We start from the raw sequence: 20,689 nt of genomic DNA, 5'->3' as shown, positions 1-20,689 counted from the left end.
GGAGCTGACACATGATTGACATCGGTAGATCCAAGCGTGCCGAGCGCGCCTTCTCGCTGGACGAGGTGGCGATCGTCCCGGCGCGCCGCACCCGGGGCCCGGAGGAGGTGTCGCTGAATTGGCAGATCGACGCGCAGTCCTTCGAACTCCCGATGGTCGCCGCACCGATGGACTCGATCATGTCCCCGGCCACCGCGATCGAGGTCGGCCGCCTCGGCGGGCTCGGGGTGTTGAACCTCGAGGGCCTGTGGACCCGCTACGAGGACCCCACCCCGCTGCTGGAGGAACTGGCCGGCATCGGTGATCCGGTGGCCGCCACCACCCGGATGCAGGAGCTCTACCTCGAGCCGATCCAGCCCGAGCTGATCACCGAACGGCTGAAGCAGATTCGCGATGCCGATGTGCCGGTGGCTGGTGCGCTGTCGCCGCAGAACACCCAGGAGTTCGCCGACGTGGTGGTGCGTGCCGCACCTGACTTCTTCGTGATTCGCGGCACCACGGTGTCGGCCGAGCACGTCTCCTCGCAGCAGGAGCCGCTCAACCTGAAGAAGTTCATCTACGACATCGAGGTGCCGGTGATGGTCGGTGGCGTGGCCACCTACACCGCCGCCCTGCACCTGATGCGCACCGGTGCCGCCGGGGTGCTGGTCGGGTTCGGTGGTGGGGCTGCCCACACCACCCGCGACGTCCTCGGCATCGAGGTGCCGATGGCGACCGCGATCTCCGATGTCGCCGAGGCCCGCCGGGATTACCTGGACGAATCGGGTGGCCGCTATGTGCACGTGATCGCCGACGGGGCGGTCGGCCGCTCGGGCGATATCGCCAAGGCGATCGCCTGCGGTGCCGATGCGGTGATGGTCGGCTCTCCGCTGGCCCGGGCCACCGAGGCACCCGGCAAGGGTTACCACTGGGGTGCCGAGGCCTGGCACCCGAACCTGCCGCGCGGTGAGCGGGTCAAGTTCGAGGCCCTGGGCACCATCGAAGAAGTGCTGCTGGGCCCCTCGCACGTGCCCGACGGCACGATGAACCTCGCCGGAGCGTTGCGCCGGGCGATGGCCACCACCGGCTACACCGAGGTGAAGGAGTTCCAGCGGGTGCAGGTGGTGTTGCGCAGCTAGTTTCCCGAAGCTGTCCTACGAGGGCGCTGAGCGAGTTACCGCGACGATATTTGCTGTGCCGTTCAGCGCCCTCGTGGGTTCGGGCCGGACTGGTTCCGATGTCGGAACCACACAGTGCGCAGCGCGAACACGATCAAGGCGATCGCCAGGGCCGCCAGGAGTAGATACAGGCCCGTCCCCGCCGGGCCGAGCCCGGCCAGCAGGAAGTCCACGAACGCGGTGACGGCCTCGGCGCCCCGACCCAGGATGGCGCGGCTGCCCGCCACCATCTGTACGGCGGTGATCAGGGCCGATCCGAGCCAGAGCACGAGCAGGTTCAGTACCCAGGCGGTGAGGCGGGACGGAGGTCGCCACCCGCACCAGCCGAGCGCGACGCCAGCGATCAGGGCGGGCAGCCACGGCATCCAGGTGGTCACCTCCACCGGGGCCCCAATCGGTCCGGCGGCCAGCCGGAACCATTCGGTGATCCACTCCGTGATCGGAAACGCTGCCAGGCCGACAGCGATCGCGGTCGAAGCGCGACCGTTGCGCAGAATCAGCCAGATGACCATGTGGGTCAGGGCCATGCCGAAGAGCACAACGGAGGTCATCGCGGAGAGATAAATCTGCGCGCGGGTGTCGGCGGTATTGAGTCCGCCGGCGACCACCATCAGCGATTGCACCGCCGCGACGCCTTGAATCACCAACACGCCGACATGCACGGCCCAACGTGGGGCACGGATCAGGTGACCCGCCAGACCGGCCAGAAGTCCACCGACAGTCAGTAGGGCGACCAGCAACAGCAGGTAGTACTGATTGATGGGCAGCATCGCCCAGGGCATGTCCTCGGGCAGGGTCTGTTCCGCCCACAGATTCTGCAGGGGCAGCCGACGGCCGGAAAACAGCCACGGCCCCAAGCCCAGTACCCCCGCGATGATCCCGCACGCCAGCCCCGTCCACCACGGGCGGGCGGCTGCCGGGTTGGATGAGTTCATCACACGATCAGCGGTAGGCACACCACGAGGAAGATCACCGCGATCACCACGAAGAGTCCGATGGTGACCCAGCCGCGTGCCGACAGGTCATCGGACGCGGTCTCGGCGGGGGAATCGACCTCGGCGTCCTCGCCGACGGTGTCGTCGGGGTCGGTCTCGAGCGGCTCGTTCTTGTGCTGGGTCATGCTCCGTTGACCAATCTGTTGATGTCGGCGACCAGGGCAATGGCGAGTACCGCGAACACGGCCACCATGAACCAGGTGTAGAGCCACTTCTGCTTGTGATCGGCCGTCCAGAATCGGCGCAGGGCGATGATGCCGTTCACCACAGCGACCGCACACAACGCGATGCCGATCGGAGCGGCCACGACTCCGGCCACGTTCACCAGCGGGATCAGGATCGGCACCAGCAGGTAGGTGGCCAGGCAGCGCACCGCGGAGATCACCAGTGAGATGCGAAACGCTCGGTGGGCCGCGGCATCACCGGCTTTCGTAGGCTTCGAGGTACGCAGTACCCGGTGCATGAATCGGTCCGGGGCACTGGACGCCGGGGTCGCCGCAGCAGGCGGTGTGGCGGCGCGTGTGCTCACAGGTACCCACCCTTCCGATGCCAAGGGCCTATCGAGAGGTTGACTGTAGCAAGAGGCCCGATGCACGCGCTGGGCCGAAGTCCGCGATGGACAACCCTTGGGCGCACAGACACCCCGATCACGCGCTCTTGAAAAGCTCTGCGGTGTCGAAGAATTCAGTAGAGAACAGCATTACTGGCTTGCGGAGTTTGCTGGAAATCATCCCGTTGGGCTCATGAGTATGGCAATGACGCGCCACTGGGAATACTTCTTTCCAGCTTTCTGTATCGCTGCTAACTTCCGTTGAGATTTGGTGATCAACGTGGTTCAGAGAAGGGTCCCTTTCGTATGCGCCAGGAAGTCTTTGGAGGGTTGGTGGCGGGCCTGTTGAGCTGATGCGCTCAAGGTCACCTCACCGGATCGACGCTATTTGTTTCGGCGGGAATCCGCCTTCTGTAATGAGGTTGTCGAGGTGCACTCGAGACTCTCTGGGAATTACTTCCTGCACGCTCCGAATATCACCAATACCCCGAATCAACCCATCGAAAGGATCGTTCATGTTCGACGTGGAAAAATATGGACCGTGGGCTGTCATTGCCGGCGGCTCGGAAGGTGTGGGTCCGGAGTTCGCGCTGTTGCTGGCTGACGTGGGGATCAACTCCGTCCTCATCGCCCGCAAGCCCGAACCACTGGCCGCGGCGGCCGAAGCCGTGCGCGCCAAGGGTGTCGAGGTCCGTACCGTCTCGGTCGACCTCACCGACCCGGCATCGATGGACGACATCATCGAGGCCACCAAGGATCTCGACATCGGCTTCTACTTCCACAACCCGGGCGCCAATACCTACGGCCACGAGTTCATCACCGGTGATCTCGAGAAGTTCCAGAAGGTCGTCGACCTGAACATCGGCGCCACCATGCGTCTGATGCAGTACTTCGGCAAGCGTCTTGCCGATCGTGGCCGCGGCGGCATCTTGGTGTCCGGTTCCGGCGCGGGCCTGAGTGGCTCGGCCGAGATCAGCGTCTACGCCGCCGCCAAGGCCTTCAAGAGTGTCTTCACCGAGAGCATGTGGCTGGAATTGCGCAAGTACAACGTCGACGTGATGGAGCTGGTGCTCGGTGTGGTGCGTACCCCGGCCATGGAGCGTGCCGGCCTGAACTTCGATATTCCGGGCATGGTCGTCTCCGACCCGGCGGACGTGGCCCGCGACGCTTTCGAGAACTTCGGCACCAGCCCGGTGAAGTTCTCCGACGGCAACGAGGAAAGCATGAGCGCCCGGCGCAGCCCCGACCGCGCGAAGGTGCTGCAGCAGATCTACGAGCACTCCCTCAAGTTGCTGCCGCCGCGGGACTGAACGAGCCCTACCCGGTCAGGGGCCTCTCCACGCATTGCGCGGGGGAGGCCCCTGACCTTTCGGTCGGCCGACATCCATACCGGCCGGAAGTCACTGTTCGCGGGCGATCGCCTCGTGATGTCGCACCACTTCACGGACGATGAAGTTCAAGAACTTTTCGGCAAACTCCGGGTCCAACTCGGCCTCGGCCGCCAACTGACGCAACCGCTCGATCTGACGACTCTCCCGGGCCGGGTCGGCGGGCGGAAAACCGTGCCGGGCCTTCAACCGGCCAACCTGCTGGGTGGTCTTGAACCGTTCGGCCAGCAGGTGCACCAGGGCTGCGTCCAGATTGTCGATGGTGCCGCGCAACCGCAGCAATTCGGCCCGAGCCGCTTCGGTGGGGTCGCTCATGCCAGGCAGCCTAGGGCATGCTGACCGCTGATCTCGGCGTGCGCAATCAGATGAACCACTCGGGTTCCACCGAGATTTCACTCGGGTCGCGGGGCTTGCCCGGCACGCCGAGCACGGTGTGCCCGGAGTTGACACTGCGCGTCACGACCGCATTCGCCCCGATCTGCGCCCCGGCCCCGACCACCACCGGCCCGAGAATCTTCGCGCCGGCCCCGACCACCACGCCGTCCTCCAAGGTGGGGTGGCGTTTGCCGGGGTTCATCGTGCGACCACCCAGGGTGACCTGGTGGTAGAGCATCACGTCATCGCCGACCTCGGCGGTCTCACCGATCACCACGCCCATCCCGTGATCGATGAAAAAGCGACGACCCAACTGGGCGCCGGGATGAATCTCGATACCGGTCAGGGCCCGGTTCAGATGCGACAGCACCCGGGCGGGCAATCTCAGCAGCGGCGACTTCGTCCACATCGCATGGGCCACCCGGTGCAACCAGATCGCGTGCAGCCCCGGGTAGGCCAGCACCAACTCCATCCGGGTGCGGGCGGCCGGGTCGTGGGCGAAGGCGGTTTCGAGATCCTCGTTGAAACGCGCCCGAGCCCGAGCCACCCAATCGGGCAACTCGGGCTTGGAGCGCTTCTGGTTACGCATCAGACCAGGTCGGCGTAGAGCACCGTCGACAGGTAACGCTCGCCGAAGTCAGGAAGTACCACCACGATGTTCTTGCCCTCGTTCTCGGGACGCTTGGCGACCTCGAGGGCGGCCCACAGGGCAGCACCGCCCGAAATCCCGATCAGCAGTCCGTCCTTGGGGCCGGCGCTGCGGGCGGTGGTGATCGCGTCGTCGAGCTGGACGTCGATCACCTCGTCGATCACCGAACGATCCAGAATCGACGGCAGGAAGTTCGCGCCCAAGCCCTGAATCTTGTGCGGACCGGCCTTGCCCTCGGTCAGCAGCGGGGAATCGGCCGGCTCGACCGCGACAATCTGCACCTCGGGCTTGCGCTCCTTGAGCACCTGGCCGACACCGCTGATGGTGCCGCCGGTGCCGATCCCGCCGACGAAGATGTCGACCGCACCGTCGGTGTCGTTCCAGATCTCCTCGGCGGTGGTGTTGCGGTGGATCTCGACGTTGGCCGGGTTGTCGAACTGCCGGGCCAGAATCGCACCCTCGGTCTGCTCGACGATCTCGTTGGCCTTGGCCACCGCGCCCTTCATGCCCTCCGAGCCGGGGGTGAGCACCAGTTCGGCGCCGAAGGCCTTCAGCACGGCCTTGCGCTCGGCCGACATGGTCTCCGGCATCGCCAGCACCACCCGGTATCCGCGGGCCGCGCCGACCATCGCCAAGGCGATACCGGTGTTGCCCGAGGTTCCCTCGACGATGGTGCCGCCGGGCTTCAACTCGCCGGCCGCCTCGGCGGCGTCGACGATCGAAACCCCGATCCGGTCCTTCACCGAGTGACCGGGGTTCACATACTCGAGCTTGGCGTAGACGTTGGCCGCCGCACCCTCGGCCGAACGGTTGACCTTGACCAGCGGGGTGTTGCCCACGACCTTCGTGACATCTTCGAAAACGCGCATGTGCCCAATGAACCATGAGAACCGGTGCCTCCGGTAACCGATCGGCCGAAATTGTCACCTGTTGAGCACCCTTGATCACGCCGGATCGCGGTGCTAGCCGGGCCTCCGAGCCGCACCGACGAGGTGTGGATCGGCCCCGGGACGGGGGCCGTAGAATGCCGCACATGACAACCGCACAGCACCATCCCGTCCTCGTCATGGACTTCGGGGCACAGTACGCCCAGCTCATCGCCCGCCGCGTCCGTGAGGCGAAGGTCTACTCCGAGGTGGTGCCGCACACGACCTCGGCCGCGGATCTGGCCGCCCGCGAACCCGCCGCGATCGTGCTGTCGGGCGGTCCGTCGTCGGTCTACGCCGACGGTGCCCCGAGCCTGCCCAAGGGCCTGTTCGACCTGGGCATCCCGGTGCTGGGCATCTGTTACGGCTTCCAGGCGATGGCCGCCGCCCTGGACGGGGAAGTCGATCGCACCGGCCTCAGCGAGTTCGGCCGCACCCCGGTGACGGTCGTCTCCGAGGGCGAACTGCTCAAGGGACTCGGTGACGGCTGCAAGGTGTGGATGAGCCACGGTGATGCGGTGCAGCGTGCCCCGGAAGGATTCACCGCCCTGGCGCACACCTCGGGCGCCCCGGTGGCCGCCTTCGAGGCGACCGACGGCCGGATGCTCGCCGGGGTGCAATGGCACCCCGAGGTACTGCACAGCGAACACGGCCAGCAGGTGATCGAGAACTTCCTGACCTGGGCCGGCTGCCGGCGGGACTGGACCCCGGCCAATATCGTCGCCGACACCGTGGCCGCGGTGCGCGAACAGGTGGGCGACAAACGGGTGCTGTGCGGGCTGTCCGGTGGGGTCGATTCGGCGGTGGCCGCGGCCCTGGTGCAGCGTGCGATCGGTGACCAACTCACCTGCGTCTTCGTCGACCACGGCCTGCTGCGTGCCGGGGAGGCCGAACAGGTCGAGAACGATTTCGTCGCCGCAACCGGGGTCGACCTGTTCGTGGCCGACGCGGTCGACCAGTTCCTCGGCCACCTGGCCGGGGTGACCGACCCGGAGACCAAGCGCAAGATCATCGGTCGGGAGTTCATCCGCACCTTCGAGGCCGCGGCCCGCGAGATCAGCAGTGACCACGAGATCGAGTTTCTGGTGCAGGGCACCCTCTACCCCGATGTGGTCGAGTCCGGGGAAGGCAGCGGTGCGGCCACGATCAAGAGCCACCACAACGTCGGCGGCCTGCCCGACGACCTGCAGTTCACCCTGATCGAGCCGCTGCGGCTGCTGTTCAAGGACGAGGTTCGTGCGGTCGGCGAAGAACTGGGCCTGCCGGCCGAGATGGTGTGGCGCCATCCCTTCCCGGGCCCGGGCCTGGGCATCCGGATCATCGGTGAGGTCACCCGGGAACGGCTCGACCTGCTGCGGCGCGCCGACCTCATCGCCCGCGAAGAACTCACCGCCGCCGGCCTGGACCGCGATATCTGGCAGTTCCCGGTGGTGCTGCTCGCCGACGTCCGATCGGTGGGGGTGCAGGGTGACAGCCGCACCTACGGTCACCCGGTGGTGCTGCGTCCGGTGATGAGCGAGGACGCGATGACCGCCGACTGGGCACGCCTGCCCTACGACGTGCTGGAGAAGATCTCCACCCGAATCACCAACGAGGTGCGCGAGATCAACCGGGTGGTGCTGGACGTCACCAGCAAGCCGCCCGGCACGATCGAATGGGAGTGAGCAACGGCCGCCGCAATGGGGTGATCCACCGCGGCGGCCGTTGACTCCGGACTCAGCCGGTGACGGACTCGACAGAGGCCGAGTACGTGGGGGTGCCGAGCTGAGCGATCAGTTGGCGAAGGGCTTGTCGTTGGGGTTGGGCGACTGCTGGTAGCCCGGCCCCTGAGTGCCCGGCTGATCGCCGTAGATGTCATCCAGCGGCGACTTGTCGGCCGCGTCGTCGCGGTAGGCCGGGAAGGCCTGTGGGTTCTGCGACGGATTGATCACCGAACCACCCGAGGCGGTCGGAATCACCAGCCAACCGACCAGGTAGGCCAGAATGCCAACCCCGGTGAACAGCGAGATCACCGCCACACCCAGACGCACCAGGGTGGCGTCGATGTTCATGTACTCGGCGATCCCACCGCAGACGCCGCTGAGCATCCGGTCGGTTTCGCTACGAACGAGCTGCTTGGCAGGAGGGTTCATCATGCTTCCTTTCGAGGGGTGTTGCTCTTCCCCGGGACGAGAAAGAGTCCGGTCAGACCGATTGCGATCAGCCCGAGGGGAACCGCAATAGTCACTATGGAACGTGGGGGGCCCAGAATCAGGCCCAGGCAGGTCATCAGACAGATCAATCCGACGACCACCGCCGAAATGTCCTTCTTCATCGGTGTACCTCCACATCGCCCAGTTCCGAGCTGAGGTCGAGGGTCAGGGTCGGGGCACCTTCCCGGTCGGCGGGGAACTGCCAGGTGACCCGGGCCGGTTCGGTGGTGATCTTCTCCCCGGACTCCCGGTTGATCACCTCGCCCATCCGCGAGTCGGCGTGCACCACAACATTGACGTGACGCGGCAACTGCACCGAGACGTCACCCAGGTTGGCCCGCACCACCAGATGGGCATCCTGGTTCAGTTCCACCCCGGTGAGGTCGACCGTGACGTCGTGGGTCATCGAGGAGATGTCGTCGCCGGGCAGTTCGGTGATCACGATCGGCTCCTCGAAGCGACGGGGATCGTCGAACTGGGCCAGGTACTGCGAGGAGTTGATGCCCACCGCCACCAAGGTGGTGACCAGGGTGATCGCCATCAGCCAGCGCGGACGTCGCCCCAACCATCCCGAGATCACCAGACCAGCGGCCGCGACTGCGGCCGGTACCGCGGCCCACATCACCGGCGCCACCGTGACACCGGCGGCCGTCAGGGCGGCCAGCCCGCCCACTGCCAGCACCATCGTGATCAGAACGATCAGGCGGAGCCGCCGGGCAACCTTCGAACTGCTGCGAGACGGTCGAGCACCGCGGGGCGCATCGTCGTGCGGGGACGGAGCCACGGGCGGTGGAACATAGTGAGCTTCGGGCGGTCGAGAGTACTGAGCGGCGGGAGGCCACGGTTCGCCGACAGGATCTTCGGCCTGTCGGGTCGTGGTTTTCCGATCCATCTCGGCGACGATGTCGGCCAGCGTGCGTTCCTCGGTTGCCGGCGCGGGGGTATCGGCCGGCGCAGCCTCCAGCGGGGCGGGAGTCTGATCTTCGACCCGCTGTTCGACGGTGGCGCGCTCCATCTCCGCGACGATCTCGGCCAGGCTGGGTTCCTCGTCCGGAGTTTGTGGACGCGGAGGTGCGACGGCAGGTTCGACCCCTGCGGCGGGCAGCGGCGGCGGCATGATGTGCGGGTCCGGCCGAGGCGGGCCCGATTGCGGGCCGAACTGCGGCCCGGGCCGGACGGGCACGGTCGGCGCCGTCACTGCGGACGCCGTCATCCCGGGTGCTGGGAGAGCGGCCGGGGTGCTCGCCTGCACCGCGCGCTGCTTGGGCAACTGGTAGCCGAAGTACCACGCAGCGGCGATCACCATTACCGGCATCACCGACAACGGGAAGACGCTGCCACCCATCACCGCGAAGACCGCCGCGACGACCAGCGTGCCGACCAACAGATTGCGCTTCGACCAGGTCCGGACGACCGGAAAGGCCCGTTCCAGGGGAGCTGTGTTCTCTCCCTCGCGGGGCAGCAGCAGACCGGCCGCCACGTACAACACCACGCCGATACCGGCGCTGAGCATGAGAATCACCGTGGCCATCCGTACCACCAGCGGATCCAGCCGCCAGCGTTCGGACAGGGCTGCGCAGACACCGACCACCTTGGCGTCGGTGACCGATCGCTTCAGCCCCCAGATCTGATCCACGATTCCATCCTCTCCCGGGGGAGGCGGTCACACCATCGGGGCACAACCCTGAACCGACCCTGCCTTTGTTCCGGGAAACCCGGGGGAGGTCCCCGCTGGTGTCCCCACGCGCGGCATGATCGACTGGTAAGCACCATGAGCCACTCCGTAGTTCCTCCGGCGCCTCGGCCGGAGCCGCCGCCCGCCTCGGCCGATGGCGGTGCCGCCGCGCGCCTGCCGGCCCGGTTGGTGCGCATCCCCGAGGGCCGCTGGCTGGGTGGAGTGTGCACCGGCTTGGCCGCGCACCTGGGGTGGCCGGTACTCGTGGTGCGGATCATGTTCGTCGCCCTCGGGCTGGAGATGGTCGGCGTGGTGATCTACGCCCTGCTGTGGCTGATGCGCCCGCTGGCCGGCCGCGACCCGGTACCTGCCCAACCCGGTCTGGCCTCGGCCACCCGCTCGGGTCTGCGCACCCCCCAGGACACCCCCGAGCCGGCCCAGCGCCGGGCCGACATGGGCCCGGCGATCGCCCTGATCGTCTTCGCCTTCGGCCTGTTCGCCCTGCTGCAACTGGTGGGGCTGGGCATCTCGGGCAAGATCCTGTGGCCGATCATGTTCGCCGGGGTGGGTGTGGCCCTGATCTGGCGCCAGGCCGACGCCGGCACCCCGCCCGAGGGACGCGCCCGCCTGCACGACCGCTCCTGGCTGGGCCGCCTGGCGGTGCCCGGCCGACTCGCCTCGATCCTGCGACTGATCCTGGGCGTGGGGCTGATCGGCGCATCCTTCGCCCTGGTGTTGGCCAGCCGGATCAGCCTCCAAGCACTCCCCGAAGCACTGCTGATGACCTTCCTCGGCATCGCCGGCATCGGCGTCGTGGCCGCCCCCTGGCTGTTTCGGGTGCGCACCTCACTGCAACAGGCCCGCGAGGAGAAGGTCCGGGCAGATGCGCGCGCCGACATGGCCGCCCACCTGCACGACTCGGTACTGCAGACCCTGGCGCTGATCCAGCGCCGCGCCGACGACCCGAAAACCGTCCAGAGCCTGGCCCGCCGACAGGAGCGCGAACTGCGCACCTGGCTCTACGGCGACATTCCCGACGAGGCGACGCTGAAGGCTGCGCTGACCCGGGCGGCGGCCGAGATCGAGGACGAACGCGGGGTGGAGATCGAGCTCGTGGTGGTCGGTGACCTGGAGATGACCCCCGATCTGACCGCGATGGTGCGTGCCGCCCGGGAGGCGATGATGAACGCGGCGAAACACTCCGGAGCCGAGCTGATCGACGTCTATGCCGAGGTGGGCGACGCGCTGGTGGAGATTTTCGTGCGAGACCGGGGCCGCGGATTCGACCCCGACAGCATCGACCATGATCGAATGGGGGTGCGCCGCAGCATCATCGAACGGATGAAACGCCACGGCGGCACGGCCCGGATTCGCTCGGCGCCCGGGGAGGGCACCGAAGTACGACTGGAGTGGACGAGATGAGTGAGCAGGCACAACAACCCCGGCCGAATCTTCGGGTCGTGGTGGTCGATGATCACGGCATGTTCCGGGCCGGGGTGAAGGCCGAGATCGGCCAACTGGTGAGCGTGGTCGGTGAAGGTGAGGACGTGGCGACCGCGGTCGAGACCATCCTGGCCACCCAACCCGACGTGGTGCTGCTGGACGTCCACCTGCCCGGTGGCGGCGGCACCGAGGTGATCAAGCAGGTACACGCCAAGAACCCCGAGCAGAAGTTCTTGGCCCTCTCGGTCTCCGATGCCGCCGAGGACGTGATCGGGGTGATCCGGGCCGGCGCCCGCGGCTACATCACCAAGTCGATCAAGTCGCGCGAACTGGTCGATGCGATCATCCGGGTCGCCGACGGGGACGCGGTGTTCTCACCGCGACTGGCCGGATTCGTGCTGGATGCCTTCTCCGGGGCGATCGACATCTCCGAGGTGGACGAGGAACTCGACCGGCTGTCGAACCGGGAGCGGGAAGTGCTGCGGCTGATCGCCCGCGGCTACGCCTACAAGGAAATCGCCAAGGAACTGTTCATCTCGGTCAAGACCGTCGAGACCCACGTCTCATCGGTGCTGCGCAAGTTGCAACTGTCGAACCGGCACCAGTTGACCCGCTGGGCCACCGACCGCCGCCTGATCTGAGTACCCGCCCCTGACCGCCCGCGTCCACCGGTGATCACAGTCGGACGTCGGACACATCGGGGCCGAATATGCCGACGCCGGCCACTCGGGGGAGTGACCGGCGTCGGTGTCGTAGGGATGGTTGGGATCAGGCAGCGCGACCCTTGGTTACCTTGCCGTAGATGAAGAGCACGATCAGAGCGCCGATCACCGAGGTGATCAACGAGACGAAGAAGCCGGACTTCAACTCGAAGCTCAGCTCGCCGTTGGCGATCAGGTTGCCGAGCAAACCACCGACGAAGGCACCGATGATGCCGAGGATGATGGTGGCAACGATGCCACCACCTTGCTTACCCGGCATGATCGCCTTGGCGATCGCGCCGGCCAGGAGACCAATGACCAAATAAAAGAGAATCGTCCACATGCCAATGAGCCTAGCGCTGAAATCCCGGCTTCGTGTACCCATGTCGACATTGCAGCCAAATCGTGTCCATTTCTTGCCCTAAGCTTCACCCCATGCAAATCCTGCACGGCATCGTTCTTCTGCTGCACTTCATCGGCTGGGCCGCACTCTTCGGCGGCCTGTTCGTTCAAATCAAAGACCGGCAACCGGTGGTCAACGCGGCCATGCTGCACGGCGCGTTGACCCAGTTGGTCACCGGCCTCGCCCTGGTCGGCATTCTCGAGGCCGCCCTCGACGAAGACCTCAACCACATTAAGATCGGCGTCAAGCTGCTGGTCACCATCGTGATCACCGTGCTGGTGATCGCCAACCGGCGCAAGGAGTTCATCCCCAAGGGGTTGTGGGCCATTCTGCTGGTGCTCACCCTGGCCAACGCCGCCTTGGCAGTGCTCTGGTGATCAACGCGGCACCTTTGCGGTGACCTGCTGATCCCATCCATCCGCTGCGCCCGGGGCGTCCTCACAAGAAGTGACGCAACGGGCGCAGCAACGCTTCGGAGAGCTTCAGCAGCGGACTGCGTTTGTTCCACTCATCGAGAGTGAGCTCCACGCAGTTGCCCAGATCGACCTCGAAGATCTCCTCCAACTTCTCGGCCACCTCCACCGAGGTCATGTCGACGTTGATCTCGTAGTTCACCAACAAGCTCAGGGAATCGATGTTGGCCGTGCCGATCGTCGACCACTGCCCGTCGATCGTCGCGGTCTTGGAGTGCACCATCGCGTTCTGATACAGAAACAGCCGCACCCCCGACTCCAGCAGCGTGCGGTAGTAACTGCGCGAAACCCAGTCGGCCTCGATGTGGTTCGACTCGGCCGGCACGATGATCCGCACATCCACCCCACGTTCGACCGCATCGGCCAAGGTGCGCTGCATGTCGTCGTCCGGAATCAGGTAGGCGTGGGTCAACCAGATGTTGCGGGTCGCCCGATCCATCGCCTCCAAGTACATGCCCCGAATCGGGTACAGGAAGTGCCTGGGGAGGTTGCGGTGCACCCGCATGTTCGCGTGCCAGTGCCGCTTGGCCACGTCCGGCAGGGGCTTGGGACGGCGGGTGGGCACCATGTTCCAGAAGTCGATGAAGGCGTTCTCGAGGTCGGAGACCACCGGGCCGCGGAACTTCGCGTGGGTGTCGCGCCATTCGGTGGCATACAGCGAGCCGATGTTGTAGCCGCCCACCCAGGCCACCTCGGAATCGATCACCAGAACCTTGCGGTGGTCACGTCCGACATTGCCCGGATGCAGAAAGCCGACCCCGCCGCCGACCAGCGGGTGCTTCATCGCGTGCACATTGTCGGGGAACCGGAAGAACCGCTGCGGCACCACCAGGTTGGCGAACTCGTCCCAGATCAGGTGCACCTGCACGCCCCGGTCGGCCGCGGCGATCAGTTCGCGTTTGAAGGCCCGACCGATGGCATCGTCCTTCCAGATGAAGGTCTCGAAGAACACCGTGCGTTTCGCCCGGCGGATCTCGGCGAGCATGTCGTCGTAGAGGTCCTGACCGTAGGTGAAGATCTCGACCTCGGTATCCCCGGCGTCGAAGGGCACCGGTGGCACGGACGGGAAGGTCACCGCCGGCCGGCGACGCTTACGGCGCCAGGCCACCACCTGCAGGGCCGCGATCACGGCCAATTGCAGCGCGGCGACCGCACCGATCACGCGGCGGACGATCGTGCGCGCCGAAACCCTGCGCACCCAACCCCAATCGCGGGTCGCTCGGTTCCCGGTTCTGCGAACCGTGGTGGAGGATTCCTCAGCCGACGCCATGGGTACCACGATAGTGGGCCGATCCGATTAGGCTGGCCCCGTCATGACCGGAACCGAATCCAGCACGCCACCGGCCCTGTTCCCGCTGGCCGACCTGCCCACCGCCGAGCCGTCCGAGGGCCCCTCGCGACGCCGGCCGATCGACCTGCTCGAAGGGCTCAACGAACCCCAGGCCGCAGCGGTCACCCACGCCGGTTCGCCGGTACTGGTGGTCGCCGGAGCCGGGTCGGGCAAGACCCGGGTGCTCACCCATCGGATCGCCCACCTGGTGGCCGAACGCAAGGTGCACCCCGGGTCGATCCTGGCGATCACCTTCACCAACAAGGCGGCCGCCGAGATGCGCTCGCGGGTGGTCGATCTGGTGGGCAATCGGGCCCGGCTGATGTGGGTGTCGACCTTCCACTCGGCCTGTGTGCGCATTCTGCGCGCCGAGATCGGACGGTTCGGGCTGGCCCGCACCTTCTCGATCTACGACGACACCGACGCCAAACGGTTGATGGGGCTGGTGCTGCGCGAAATGGGGGCCGACCCCAAGCGGTTCACCCCGCGCGGGGTGCTGAACTGGGTGTCGAACCACAAGAACGAACTGGTCGACCACGAGACCGCGAGCCAACAGGCCCAGGGCCCGATCGCCGAGACGATGGCCGAGGCCTACCGGATCTACCAGCAGCGGCTGACCGCCGCGAACGCGCTGGATTTCGACGACCTGATCATGACCACGGTGCATCTGTTGCAGGCCTTCGCCGATGTGCGCGAACAGTACCGGCGGCGGTTCCGGCATGTGCTGGTCGATGAGTACCAGGACACCAACCACGCCCAGTACGCGCTGATCCGAGAACTCTGTGGCGAACCCACCGACCCGGTCGAGCACGCCGTGGAGCCCCCGGAGTTGATGGTGGTCGGTGACTCCGACCAGTCGATCTACGCCTTCCGGGGTGCCACGATCCGCAACATCCTCGACTTCGAGGCCGACTTCCCCGGCGCCCGCACGATCGTGCTGGAGCAGAACTACCGCTCCACCCAAACCATCTTGTCGGCGGCCAATGCGGTGATCTCGCACAACCCCGACCGTCCCGCCAAGCGGCTGTGGTCCGATGCCGGTGACGGCGAGTTGATCACCGGCTGGGTGGCCGACACCGACAACGACGAAGCCCAGTTCATCGCCACCGAGCTCGACCGGCTGGTCGACGAGGGCAAAACCACCTACGGGCAGGCCGCGGTGTTCTACCGCACCAATGCCCAGTCCCGGTCCTTCGAAGAAGTGTTCATCCGAGTCGGCATGCCCTACAAGGTCGTCGGCGGGGTGCGGTTCTACGAACGCAAGGAGATCCGCGACGCAATCTCCTACCTGCGCGCGATCGCCAACCGCGACGACGAGGTCTCGATGCGGCGAATCCTGAACGTGCCGAAACGTGGCATCGGTGATCGCTCCGAGGCCGCGGTGGAGGAGTTCGCCTCCCGGCACCGGATCAGCTTCGGCGATGCGCTGCGTCGCGGGGACGAACTGGGCCTGGCCACCCGGTCGACGAAACAGTTGGCCGGCTTCGCCGAACTGATGGACGCCCATGAGGCGATGGTCGCCGAGGGGGTGCCGGCCGACGAGATCCTGACCTCCATCCTGGAGGAGTCCGGCTACCTGGAGGAGTTGCGCACCTCCACCGACCCGCAGGACGAGACCCGGCTGGAGAACCTGGTCGAGCTCATTGCGGTTGCCTCGGAGTTCGTCGCCGCGGCCCATGTCACCGAACTGCCGGACGTACCGGGTGAGGCCGATGACCTGGCCCGGGAGTTGGCCGAACCGGCCGCCGAACCCGACGACTCCCTGGCGGCCTTCCTGGAACGCATCGCCCTGGTGGCCGATTCGGATCAGATTCCCGATGCCGACGCCGAGGGTGGGGGTGTGGTCACCCTGATGACCCTGCACACCGCCAAGGGCCTGGAGTTCGACACCGTGTTTCTGACCGGGATGGAGGACGGGGTGTTCCCGCACCAGCGTTCGCTGGCCGACCCGAAGGAACTCGAGGAAGAACGCAGGCTCGCCTACGTCGGCATCACCCGGGCCCGGCAACGGCTCTACCTCACCCGGGCCCAGACCCGCACCGCCTGGGGATCACCCCAGTACAACCCGCCGAGCAGGTTCCTGTCCGATGTGCCCGACCGGTTCATCGACTGGCGCCGTACCGGGGGAGCGGTGGCCAGTTGGGCATCGCGGGCCGCGTCGCGCAGTTCGGCCTCCTGGTCGGCCGCCGGTGGACGCGGTTCGTCGAGTTGGAACGCCCCGGCCGTGCCCAGCATGCCGGCGGCGCGCAACAAGCCCCGGCCGAACACCTTGTCCTCGGTCGAGGTCGGTGACCGGGTGCTGCACTCGGTTTTCGGAATGGGCACCGTGCTCGCCACCGCCGGGTCGGGGGACAAGACCACCGCCGACGTCGACTTCGGTTCCGCCGGCACCAAGCGGCTGTCCCTGGCCCACGCCCCGCTCGAGAAGCTCTGAGGCTCGGGACGGAACCGAGCCTTCCGGGCCCGGCAACGACGAAGCCCCCGGGAGCAGTGCTCGTCCGGGGGCTTCGGTCGGTCTTGGGGTGCGGTCAGAGGCGAACGCCCTTGGTCAGCATCCAGGAGTACGGATCGCTGGTGGAGTAGGGGTTGCTGGTGCCGCCGGCCGACGGGTAGTACTCGAAGTGCAGGTGCGGGCCGAAGGTACGGCCGGTCATCCCGACGAAGCCGATCACCTGGCCGGCCTTGACGGTCTGGCCCGGGCGGACGGTGGCCTGGTTCAGGTGGGCGTACAGGGTGGCGTCGCCACCGTGCTGGATGACCACGTGCACACCGGCCCAGCCGCCACCGTTGGGCGCCTTCACGGTGCCGTCGGCGGCAGCCATCACCGGGGTGCCGATCGGGGCCGACAGGTCGATGCCGGTGTGGTACCGCGACCACGCACCGACCTGACCCCAACGCGCGGCGATGGTGTAGCGGGCGATCGGCTTGGCGCCACCGGCGCCGGTGGCCTCACCGGAGTAGACCGGGGCGGAGTAGCCCTCGACCGGGGCCGAACTCTTGGTCAGGGTGCCCTGCTTGCGCTCATCGGCCTTGCGGCGGGCTTCCTCTTCCTTGCGGCGCTTCTCTTCTTCCAAGCGCTGCTGCTCGGCCTGAATGGCCTTGCGCTGCTCGGCGATCTGCTCCGAGCGCGACTTCTGCACCGCGGTGCGGGAGGTCTGCGAGACCTGCTCGCCCTTGTCCTCCAGGGAGCTGGTGCGTTCCTTGGCGATCTGCTGGGAGACCCCGCGCTGCAACTCGGCCCGCACCGCATTGGTACGGCTGGTGCCGCCATCGCGGTTGTAACGGTCCAGAGTGCCGTCGGAGCTCTCGCCGTCCTCGGCGTTGTGCGGTGCGTCCTGGGCCTGACGTTCGGCCTGGGTCTCGCGATCGACGTCCTGAGCCTGAGGGAGCGGCTCGGCCCGCTGTGCGGTGCCCGCCATCATGCTGGTCGACTGGGTGCTCACCTCGGTGGCCTGTGCGCTACCGGTGAGCGCAACCCCGCCGGCGACGGCCAGCCCCAAGGCACCGATGGCGACTCCGAGCAGTCCGTGCGACAGGTAGCCGCGGACGGTCTCGTCGATCATGGCCGTGGGCTTCAACCCGTCCAATTCGGCGCCTGCAGCCCGCTTGGCCCGTGCGCGCCGGAATGGTGATTGCATCCAACACTCCCTAGTTGACAACGTTCGACGCACACCCGCGCGAAATGGACGCGGCGAGCAGCGACGTTTCGAAGATAACGGAAGGGTAACTGTCAGGCAAATCGAGTCTGAGGGAATCTTAGAGTGATGTAACGCACACCACCCTCTGGCCCCGAGCCGGCCGAGCGGGATCGCACTCGATCGCACGCCCCCGGTGAGGATTCACGCGCCGGGATTCCCCGTGCGGTCCGAACCCGAGGGTCTCCGCTGACCAACCCTAGTCGAAGCGCGCGCGGAGACATAGTTGCGTCCGGTCCTGTCCCGCTCACCTGGGAATCGCCGGTGTTGATCGAGCTCGGACGAGGGGTCGGGGTCGGCCGAACCAGGCACTGCGGAGATCTCCCCAGGGCGGCCATCGGGCCCGATTTCGATGTGAGGGGAGTCACGTCTCGTGAGTGGACCACTTGTGGCTGTGGTTCGGTAAGCCGGTTAGGCTTCCCCCGGTACGGCAGGGCGGCTCGTCCTGCCTTTGTAATGAACACCCCAGGGGCACATCCAGGCCCCGAGTGAAACAGGACGGAGCCGTCGTGGACCTCTTTGAATACCAGGCGCGCGACATGTTCGAGGCGCATGGCGTGCCGGTGCTTAAAGGCATCACCGCCACCACGCCCGCGGAGGCCAAAGCCGCCGCCGAACAGATCGGATCGCCGGTAGTTGTTGTCAAGGCCCAGGTGAAGACCGGTGGCCGGGGTAAGGCCGGGGGCGTGAAGCTGGCCAAGAGCCCGGACGAAGCCGCCGAGCGCGCCCAGGAAATCCTCGGGATGGACATCAAGGGGCACACCGTGCACACCGTGATGATCGCCGAGGGCGCCGACATCAAGGAGGAGTACTACTTCTCGCTGCTGCTGGACCGCGCCAACCGCACCTACCTTGCGATGTGCAGCAAGGAAGGCGGCATGGAGATCGAGCAGCTCGCCGAGGAGCGTCCCGACGCGCTGGCCCGCATCGAGGTCGACCCGCTGGTGGGTCTGGACCGGGCCAAGGCCGATGAGATCGTCGCCGCCGCCGGTTTCGACGAGGCCGACCGTGAGGCCATCGCCGACGTGCTGGTGAAGCTCGGTGAGGTCTACACCGCCGAGGACGCCACCCTGGTCGAGGTGAACCCGCTGGTGAAGACCGGTGACGGCAAGATCGTCGCCCTCGACGGCAAGGTTTCGCTGGACGACAACGCCCGCTTCCGTCAGGCCGGCCACGAGGCCCTGGAAGACCTTTCGGCCACCGATCCGCTGGAGATCATGGCCCAGGAGCTCGACCTCAACTACGTGAAGCTGGACGGCAACGTCGGCATCATCGGTAACGGTGCCGGCCTGGTGATGAGCACCCTGGACGTCGTCGCCTACGCCGGTGAGGACATCGGCGGCGGTGCCGGCCCGGCCAACTTCCTCGACATCGGTGGCGGCGCGAGCGCCGAGGTGATGTCGAACGGTCTCGGCGTGATCATCGGCGATGCCGGGGTGAAGTCGGTGTTCGTGAACGTCTTCGGTGGCATTACTTCCTGTGATGCGGTCGCCAACGGCATCGTCACCGCGATGAAGATGCTCGGCGACGAGGCGAGCAAGCCGATCGTGGTGCGGATCGACGGCAACAACGTCGACGAGGGCCGTCGCATTCTGGCCGAGTTCAACCACCCGCTGATCAGCATCGAAGAGACCATGGACGGCGCGGCCCGCAAGGCTGCCGAGCTGGCCGCGAACGCGAAGTAAGGAAGACGAAGAGCCATGGCTATTTTTCTTGACAACGACTCCAAGATCATCGTCCAGGGCATGACCGGCTCGGAGGGCATGAAGCACACCCAGCGCATGCTCACCTCCGGCAGCAATGTCGTGGGCGGCGTGAACCCCCGCAAGGCCGGCGAGGTCGTCGAGTTCAACGACGGCGTGAAGGTTCCGGTCTTCGGTTCGGTCGCCGAGGCGATGAAGGAAACCGGCGCCAACGTGTCGGTCATCTTCGTGCCGGCCAAGTTCACCCGCGACGCCGTCTTCGAGGCGATCGACGCCAAGATCCCGCTGGCAGTGGTGATCACCGAGGGTGTCGCGGTGAAGGACACCGCGGAGTTCTTCGCCCACGCCCAGGCCTCGGGCACCACCCGCCTGATCGGCCCGAACTGCCCCGGCATCATCAGCCCGGGCAAGTCGAACGCCGGCATCATCCCGGCCGACATCGCCGGCCCGGGACGGATCGGCCTGGTGTCGAAGTCGGGCACCCTGACCTACCAGATGATGTACGAGCTGCGTGAGTTCGGCTTCTCCACCGCGATCGGTATCGGTGGCGACCCGGTTATCGGCACCACCCACATCGATGCTCTGCAGGCCTTCGAGGCCGACCCGGAGACCGATGCGATCGTGATGATCGGTGAGATCGGTGGCGACGCCGAGGAGCGGGCCGCGGAGTTCATCAAGGCCAACGTCACCAAGCCGGTGGTCGGCTACGTGGCCGGCTTCATGGCGCCCGAGGGCAAGACCATGGGCCACGCCGGAGCCATCGTGACCGGCTCGGCCGGCACCGCCGCCGCCAAGAAGGAGGCGCTGGAGGCCGTCGGTGTGAAGGTTGGCAAGACCCCGTCGGAGACCGCGCAGCTGATGCGCGAGATCATGCAGGGCCTCGCCGGCTGATTTCAGCCACAGGTGCCCCCGCCCCGGATGAACCGGGCGGGGGCACTTTCATGTTCGGCTCCATGTGCGAGCACTCGCCCATTCGGGGGCACTCCACTGCTGTGCCGGTACCAAAATCGCCAACTCAGCCCGGCAATTCGGTG

General features: G+C 66.7%; 21 protein-coding genes. 9 read left to right on the top strand and 12 right to left on the bottom strand.

Annotated elements, in window-relative coordinates; genetic code table 11:
- Positions 1 to 11: 11 nt before the first annotated feature.
- Positions 12 to 1,118 (top strand): GuaB3 family IMP dehydrogenase-related protein, encoded by a 1,107-nt coding sequence (locus ACR4XW_RS08170; RefSeq protein ID WP_434760054.1) that lies wholly within the window; start codon positions 12 to 14, stop codon positions 1,116 to 1,118.
- Positions 1,119 to 1,180: 62 nt separating this feature from the next.
- Here ACR4XW_RS08170 and ACR4XW_RS08165 read toward each other — a convergent pair whose 3' ends face one another.
- The 3 genes from ACR4XW_RS08165 to ACR4XW_RS08155 all read right to left on the bottom strand — a co-directional run bounded on the left by ACR4XW_RS08165 (position 1,181) and on the right by ACR4XW_RS08155 (position 2,681).
- Complete coding sequence (locus tag ACR4XW_RS08165; protein WP_434760053.1) at positions 1,181 to 2,014, bottom strand: hypothetical protein; 834 nt, start codon at positions 2,012 to 2,014, stop codon at positions 1,181 to 1,183.
- 77 nt (positions 2,015 to 2,091) lie between these two features.
- On the bottom strand, positions 2,092 to 2,277 hold the full coding sequence (locus ACR4XW_RS08160) for a hypothetical protein (RefSeq protein ID WP_434760052.1): 186 nt from the start codon (positions 2,275 to 2,277) through the stop codon (positions 2,092 to 2,094).
- The gene (locus ACR4XW_RS08155) at positions 2,274 to 2,681 is read right to left on the bottom strand and encodes a hypothetical protein (protein WP_434760051.1); all 408 of its coding nucleotides are present in this window, start codon (positions 2,679 to 2,681) and stop codon (positions 2,274 to 2,276) included. The genes ACR4XW_RS08160 and ACR4XW_RS08155 overlap by 4 nt, the downstream gene beginning before the upstream one ends.
- 536 nt (positions 2,682 to 3,217) lie before the next feature.
- Here ACR4XW_RS08155 and ACR4XW_RS08150 point away from each other — a divergent pair.
- Entirely contained in the window at positions 3,218 to 4,012 is a 795-nt protein-coding gene (locus ACR4XW_RS08150; protein ID WP_434760050.1) for an SDR family NAD(P)-dependent oxidoreductase, read from the top strand.
- Between the two features lie 90 nt (positions 4,013 to 4,102).
- On the opposite strand, the gene ACR4XW_RS08145 is transcribed toward ACR4XW_RS08150, so the two are convergent.
- Genes ACR4XW_RS08145 through cysK form a run of 3 tightly spaced genes read right to left on the bottom strand, consistent with a single transcriptional unit; the run spans position 4,103 to position 5,983 of the window.
- Positions 4,103 to 4,405 (bottom strand): chorismate mutase, encoded by a 303-nt coding sequence (locus ACR4XW_RS08145; protein ID WP_434760049.1) that lies wholly within the window; start codon positions 4,403 to 4,405, stop codon positions 4,103 to 4,105.
- 46 nt (positions 4,406 to 4,451) lie between these two features.
- Positions 4,452 to 5,054 carry a serine O-acetyltransferase EpsC gene (gene epsC, locus ACR4XW_RS08140; RefSeq protein ID WP_434760048.1) on the bottom strand — a complete coding sequence of 201 codons (603 nt, stop codon included), beginning with the start codon at positions 5,052 to 5,054 and terminating at the stop codon, positions 4,452 to 4,454.
- Positions 5,054 to 5,983, bottom strand: a complete 930-nt coding sequence (cysK, locus tag ACR4XW_RS08135; RefSeq protein ID WP_434760047.1) for a cysteine synthase A — start codon at positions 5,981 to 5,983, stop codon at positions 5,054 to 5,056. The genes epsC and cysK overlap by 1 nt, the downstream gene beginning before the upstream one ends.
- 164 nt (positions 5,984 to 6,147) lie before the next feature.
- On the opposite strand from cysK, the gene guaA reads away from it, so the two are divergent.
- Complete coding sequence (guaA, locus tag ACR4XW_RS08130) at positions 6,148 to 7,704, top strand: glutamine-hydrolyzing GMP synthase (protein WP_434760046.1); 1,557 nt, start codon at positions 6,148 to 6,150, stop codon at positions 7,702 to 7,704.
- A gap of 108 nt (positions 7,705 to 7,812) precedes the next feature.
- On the opposite strand, the gene ACR4XW_RS08125 is transcribed toward guaA, so the two are convergent.
- The 3 genes from ACR4XW_RS08125 to ACR4XW_RS08115 are packed head-to-tail and all read right to left on the bottom strand — an operon-like array spanning position 7,813 to position 9,868.
- Entirely contained in the window at positions 7,813 to 8,172 is a 360-nt protein-coding gene (locus ACR4XW_RS08125; RefSeq protein WP_434760045.1) for a PspC domain-containing protein, read from the bottom strand.
- Positions 8,172 to 8,354 (bottom strand): hypothetical protein, encoded by a 183-nt coding sequence (locus ACR4XW_RS08120; protein WP_434760044.1) that lies wholly within the window; start codon positions 8,352 to 8,354, stop codon positions 8,172 to 8,174. Before ACR4XW_RS08120 ends, ACR4XW_RS08125 begins: the two co-directional genes overlap by 1 nt.
- On the bottom strand, positions 8,351 to 9,868 hold the full coding sequence (locus tag ACR4XW_RS08115) for a PspC domain-containing protein (protein ID WP_434760043.1): 1,518 nt from the start codon (positions 9,866 to 9,868) through the stop codon (positions 8,351 to 8,353). Before ACR4XW_RS08115 ends, ACR4XW_RS08120 begins: the two co-directional genes overlap by 4 nt.
- Positions 9,869 to 10,003: 135 nt before the next feature.
- Here ACR4XW_RS08115 and ACR4XW_RS08110 point away from each other — a divergent pair, with 135 nt between their 5' ends.
- Both ACR4XW_RS08110 and ACR4XW_RS08105 read left to right on the top strand, forming a co-directional pair.
- Entirely contained in the window at positions 10,004 to 11,329 is a 1,326-nt protein-coding gene (locus ACR4XW_RS08110) for an ATP-binding protein (RefSeq protein ID WP_434760042.1), read from the top strand.
- Positions 11,326 to 11,991, top strand: a complete 666-nt coding sequence (locus ACR4XW_RS08105) for a response regulator (protein ID WP_434760041.1) — start codon at positions 11,326 to 11,328, stop codon at positions 11,989 to 11,991. Before ACR4XW_RS08110 ends, ACR4XW_RS08105 begins: the two co-directional genes overlap by 4 nt.
- Positions 11,992 to 12,118: 127 nt before the next feature.
- Here ACR4XW_RS08105 and ACR4XW_RS08100 read toward each other — a convergent pair whose 3' ends face one another.
- Positions 12,119 to 12,394: a GlsB/YeaQ/YmgE family stress response membrane protein gene (locus ACR4XW_RS08100; RefSeq protein ID WP_434760040.1), complete on the bottom strand. Its 276-nt coding sequence runs from the start codon at positions 12,392 to 12,394 to the stop codon at positions 12,119 to 12,121.
- 92 nt (positions 12,395 to 12,486) lie between these two features.
- Between ACR4XW_RS08100 and ACR4XW_RS08095 the strand changes: the two genes are divergently transcribed.
- A complete protein-coding gene (locus ACR4XW_RS08095) occupies positions 12,487 to 12,831 on the top strand; it encodes a hypothetical protein (RefSeq protein ID WP_434760039.1) in 345 nt (114 codons plus the stop codon).
- Between the two features lie 61 nt (positions 12,832 to 12,892).
- Here ACR4XW_RS08095 and ACR4XW_RS08090 read toward each other — a convergent pair whose 3' ends face one another.
- On the bottom strand, positions 12,893 to 14,197 hold the full coding sequence (locus tag ACR4XW_RS08090; RefSeq protein WP_434760038.1) for a phospholipase D-like domain-containing protein: 1,305 nt from the start codon (positions 14,195 to 14,197) through the stop codon (positions 12,893 to 12,895).
- Between the two features lie 43 nt (positions 14,198 to 14,240).
- Between ACR4XW_RS08090 and pcrA the strand changes: the two genes are divergently transcribed.
- Positions 14,241 to 16,691, top strand: coding sequence for a DNA helicase PcrA (gene pcrA / locus ACR4XW_RS08085; protein WP_434760037.1), 2,451 nt, complete (start codon positions 14,241 to 14,243; stop codon positions 16,689 to 16,691).
- A gap of 94 nt (positions 16,692 to 16,785) precedes the next feature.
- Here pcrA and ACR4XW_RS08080 read toward each other — a convergent pair whose 3' ends face one another.
- Positions 16,786 to 17,895 (bottom strand): M23 family metallopeptidase, encoded by a 1,110-nt coding sequence (locus ACR4XW_RS08080; RefSeq protein ID WP_434760036.1) that lies wholly within the window; start codon positions 17,893 to 17,895, stop codon positions 16,786 to 16,788.
- A 566-nt stretch (positions 17,896 to 18,461) separates the two neighbouring features.
- On the opposite strand from ACR4XW_RS08080, the gene sucC reads away from it, so the two are divergent.
- Together sucC and sucD are read left to right on the top strand one after the other, a co-directional pair.
- Positions 18,462 to 19,637, top strand: coding sequence for an ADP-forming succinate--CoA ligase subunit beta (sucC, locus tag ACR4XW_RS08075; protein WP_434760035.1), 1,176 nt, complete (start codon positions 18,462 to 18,464; stop codon positions 19,635 to 19,637).
- Positions 19,638 to 19,652: 15 nt separating this feature from the next.
- The gene (sucD, locus tag ACR4XW_RS08070; RefSeq protein ID WP_434760034.1) at positions 19,653 to 20,546 is read left to right on the top strand and encodes a succinate--CoA ligase subunit alpha; all 894 of its coding nucleotides are present in this window, start codon (positions 19,653 to 19,655) and stop codon (positions 20,544 to 20,546) included.
- Positions 20,547 to 20,689 lie beyond the last annotated feature (143 nt).

The sequence above is a fragment of the Pseudenemella bisphenolivorans genome (assembly GCF_051133435.1).
Taxonomy (GTDB): Bacteria; Actinomycetota; Actinomycetes; order Propionibacteriales; family Propionibacteriaceae; genus JAAYAO01.
The sequence above is the reverse complement of the archived record's forward strand: the minus strand, read 5'-3'. Positions and strand labels throughout refer to the sequence as shown.

Bases quoted from the DNA above. Each gene is read 5' to 3' on its own strand.
- pcrA (WP_434760037.1), top strand. From the start codon at position 14,241: ATGACCGGAACCGAATCCAGCACGCCACCGGCCCTGTTCCCGCTGGCC.
- ACR4XW_RS08090 (WP_434760038.1), bottom strand. From the start codon at position 14,197: ATGGCGTCGGCTGAGGAATCCTCCACCACGGTTCGCAGAACCGGGAAC.
- ACR4XW_RS08125 (WP_434760045.1), bottom strand. From the start codon at position 8,172: ATGAACCCTCCTGCCAAGCAGCTCGTTCGTAGCGAAACCGACCGGATG.
- guaA (WP_434760046.1), top strand. From the start codon at position 6,148: ATGACAACCGCACAGCACCATCCCGTCCTCGTCATGGACTTCGGGGCA.
- ACR4XW_RS08100 (WP_434760040.1), bottom strand. From the start codon at position 12,394: ATGTGGACGATTCTCTTTTATTTGGTCATTGGTCTCCTGGCCGGCGCG.
- ACR4XW_RS08145 (WP_434760049.1), bottom strand. From the start codon at position 4,405: ATGAGCGACCCCACCGAAGCGGCTCGGGCCGAATTGCTGCGGTTGCGC.
- ACR4XW_RS08110 (WP_434760042.1), top strand. From the start codon at position 10,004: ATGAGCCACTCCGTAGTTCCTCCGGCGCCTCGGCCGGAGCCGCCGCCC.
- epsC (WP_434760048.1), bottom strand. From the start codon at position 5,054: ATGCGTAACCAGAAGCGCTCCAAGCCCGAGTTGCCCGATTGGGTGGCT.
- ACR4XW_RS08080 (WP_434760036.1), bottom strand. From the start codon at position 17,895: ATGCAATCACCATTCCGGCGCGCACGGGCCAAGCGGGCTGCAGGCGCC.
- ACR4XW_RS08170 (WP_434760054.1), top strand. From the start codon at position 12: ATGATTGACATCGGTAGATCCAAGCGTGCCGAGCGCGCCTTCTCGCTG.
- ACR4XW_RS08160 (WP_434760052.1), bottom strand. From the start codon at position 2,277: ATGACCCAGCACAAGAACGAGCCGCTCGAGACCGACCCCGACGACACC.
- ACR4XW_RS08120 (WP_434760044.1), bottom strand. From the start codon at position 8,354: ATGAAGAAGGACATTTCGGCGGTGGTCGTCGGATTGATCTGTCTGATG.
- ACR4XW_RS08095 (WP_434760039.1), top strand. From the start codon at position 12,487: ATGCAAATCCTGCACGGCATCGTTCTTCTGCTGCACTTCATCGGCTGG.
- sucD (WP_434760034.1), top strand. From the start codon at position 19,653: ATGGCTATTTTTCTTGACAACGACTCCAAGATCATCGTCCAGGGCATG.
- ACR4XW_RS08105 (WP_434760041.1), top strand. From the start codon at position 11,326: ATGAGTGAGCAGGCACAACAACCCCGGCCGAATCTTCGGGTCGTGGTG.
- ACR4XW_RS08150 (WP_434760050.1), top strand. From the start codon at position 3,218: ATGTTCGACGTGGAAAAATATGGACCGTGGGCTGTCATTGCCGGCGGC.
- cysK (WP_434760047.1), bottom strand. From the start codon at position 5,983: ATGCGCGTTTTCGAAGATGTCACGAAGGTCGTGGGCAACACCCCGCTG.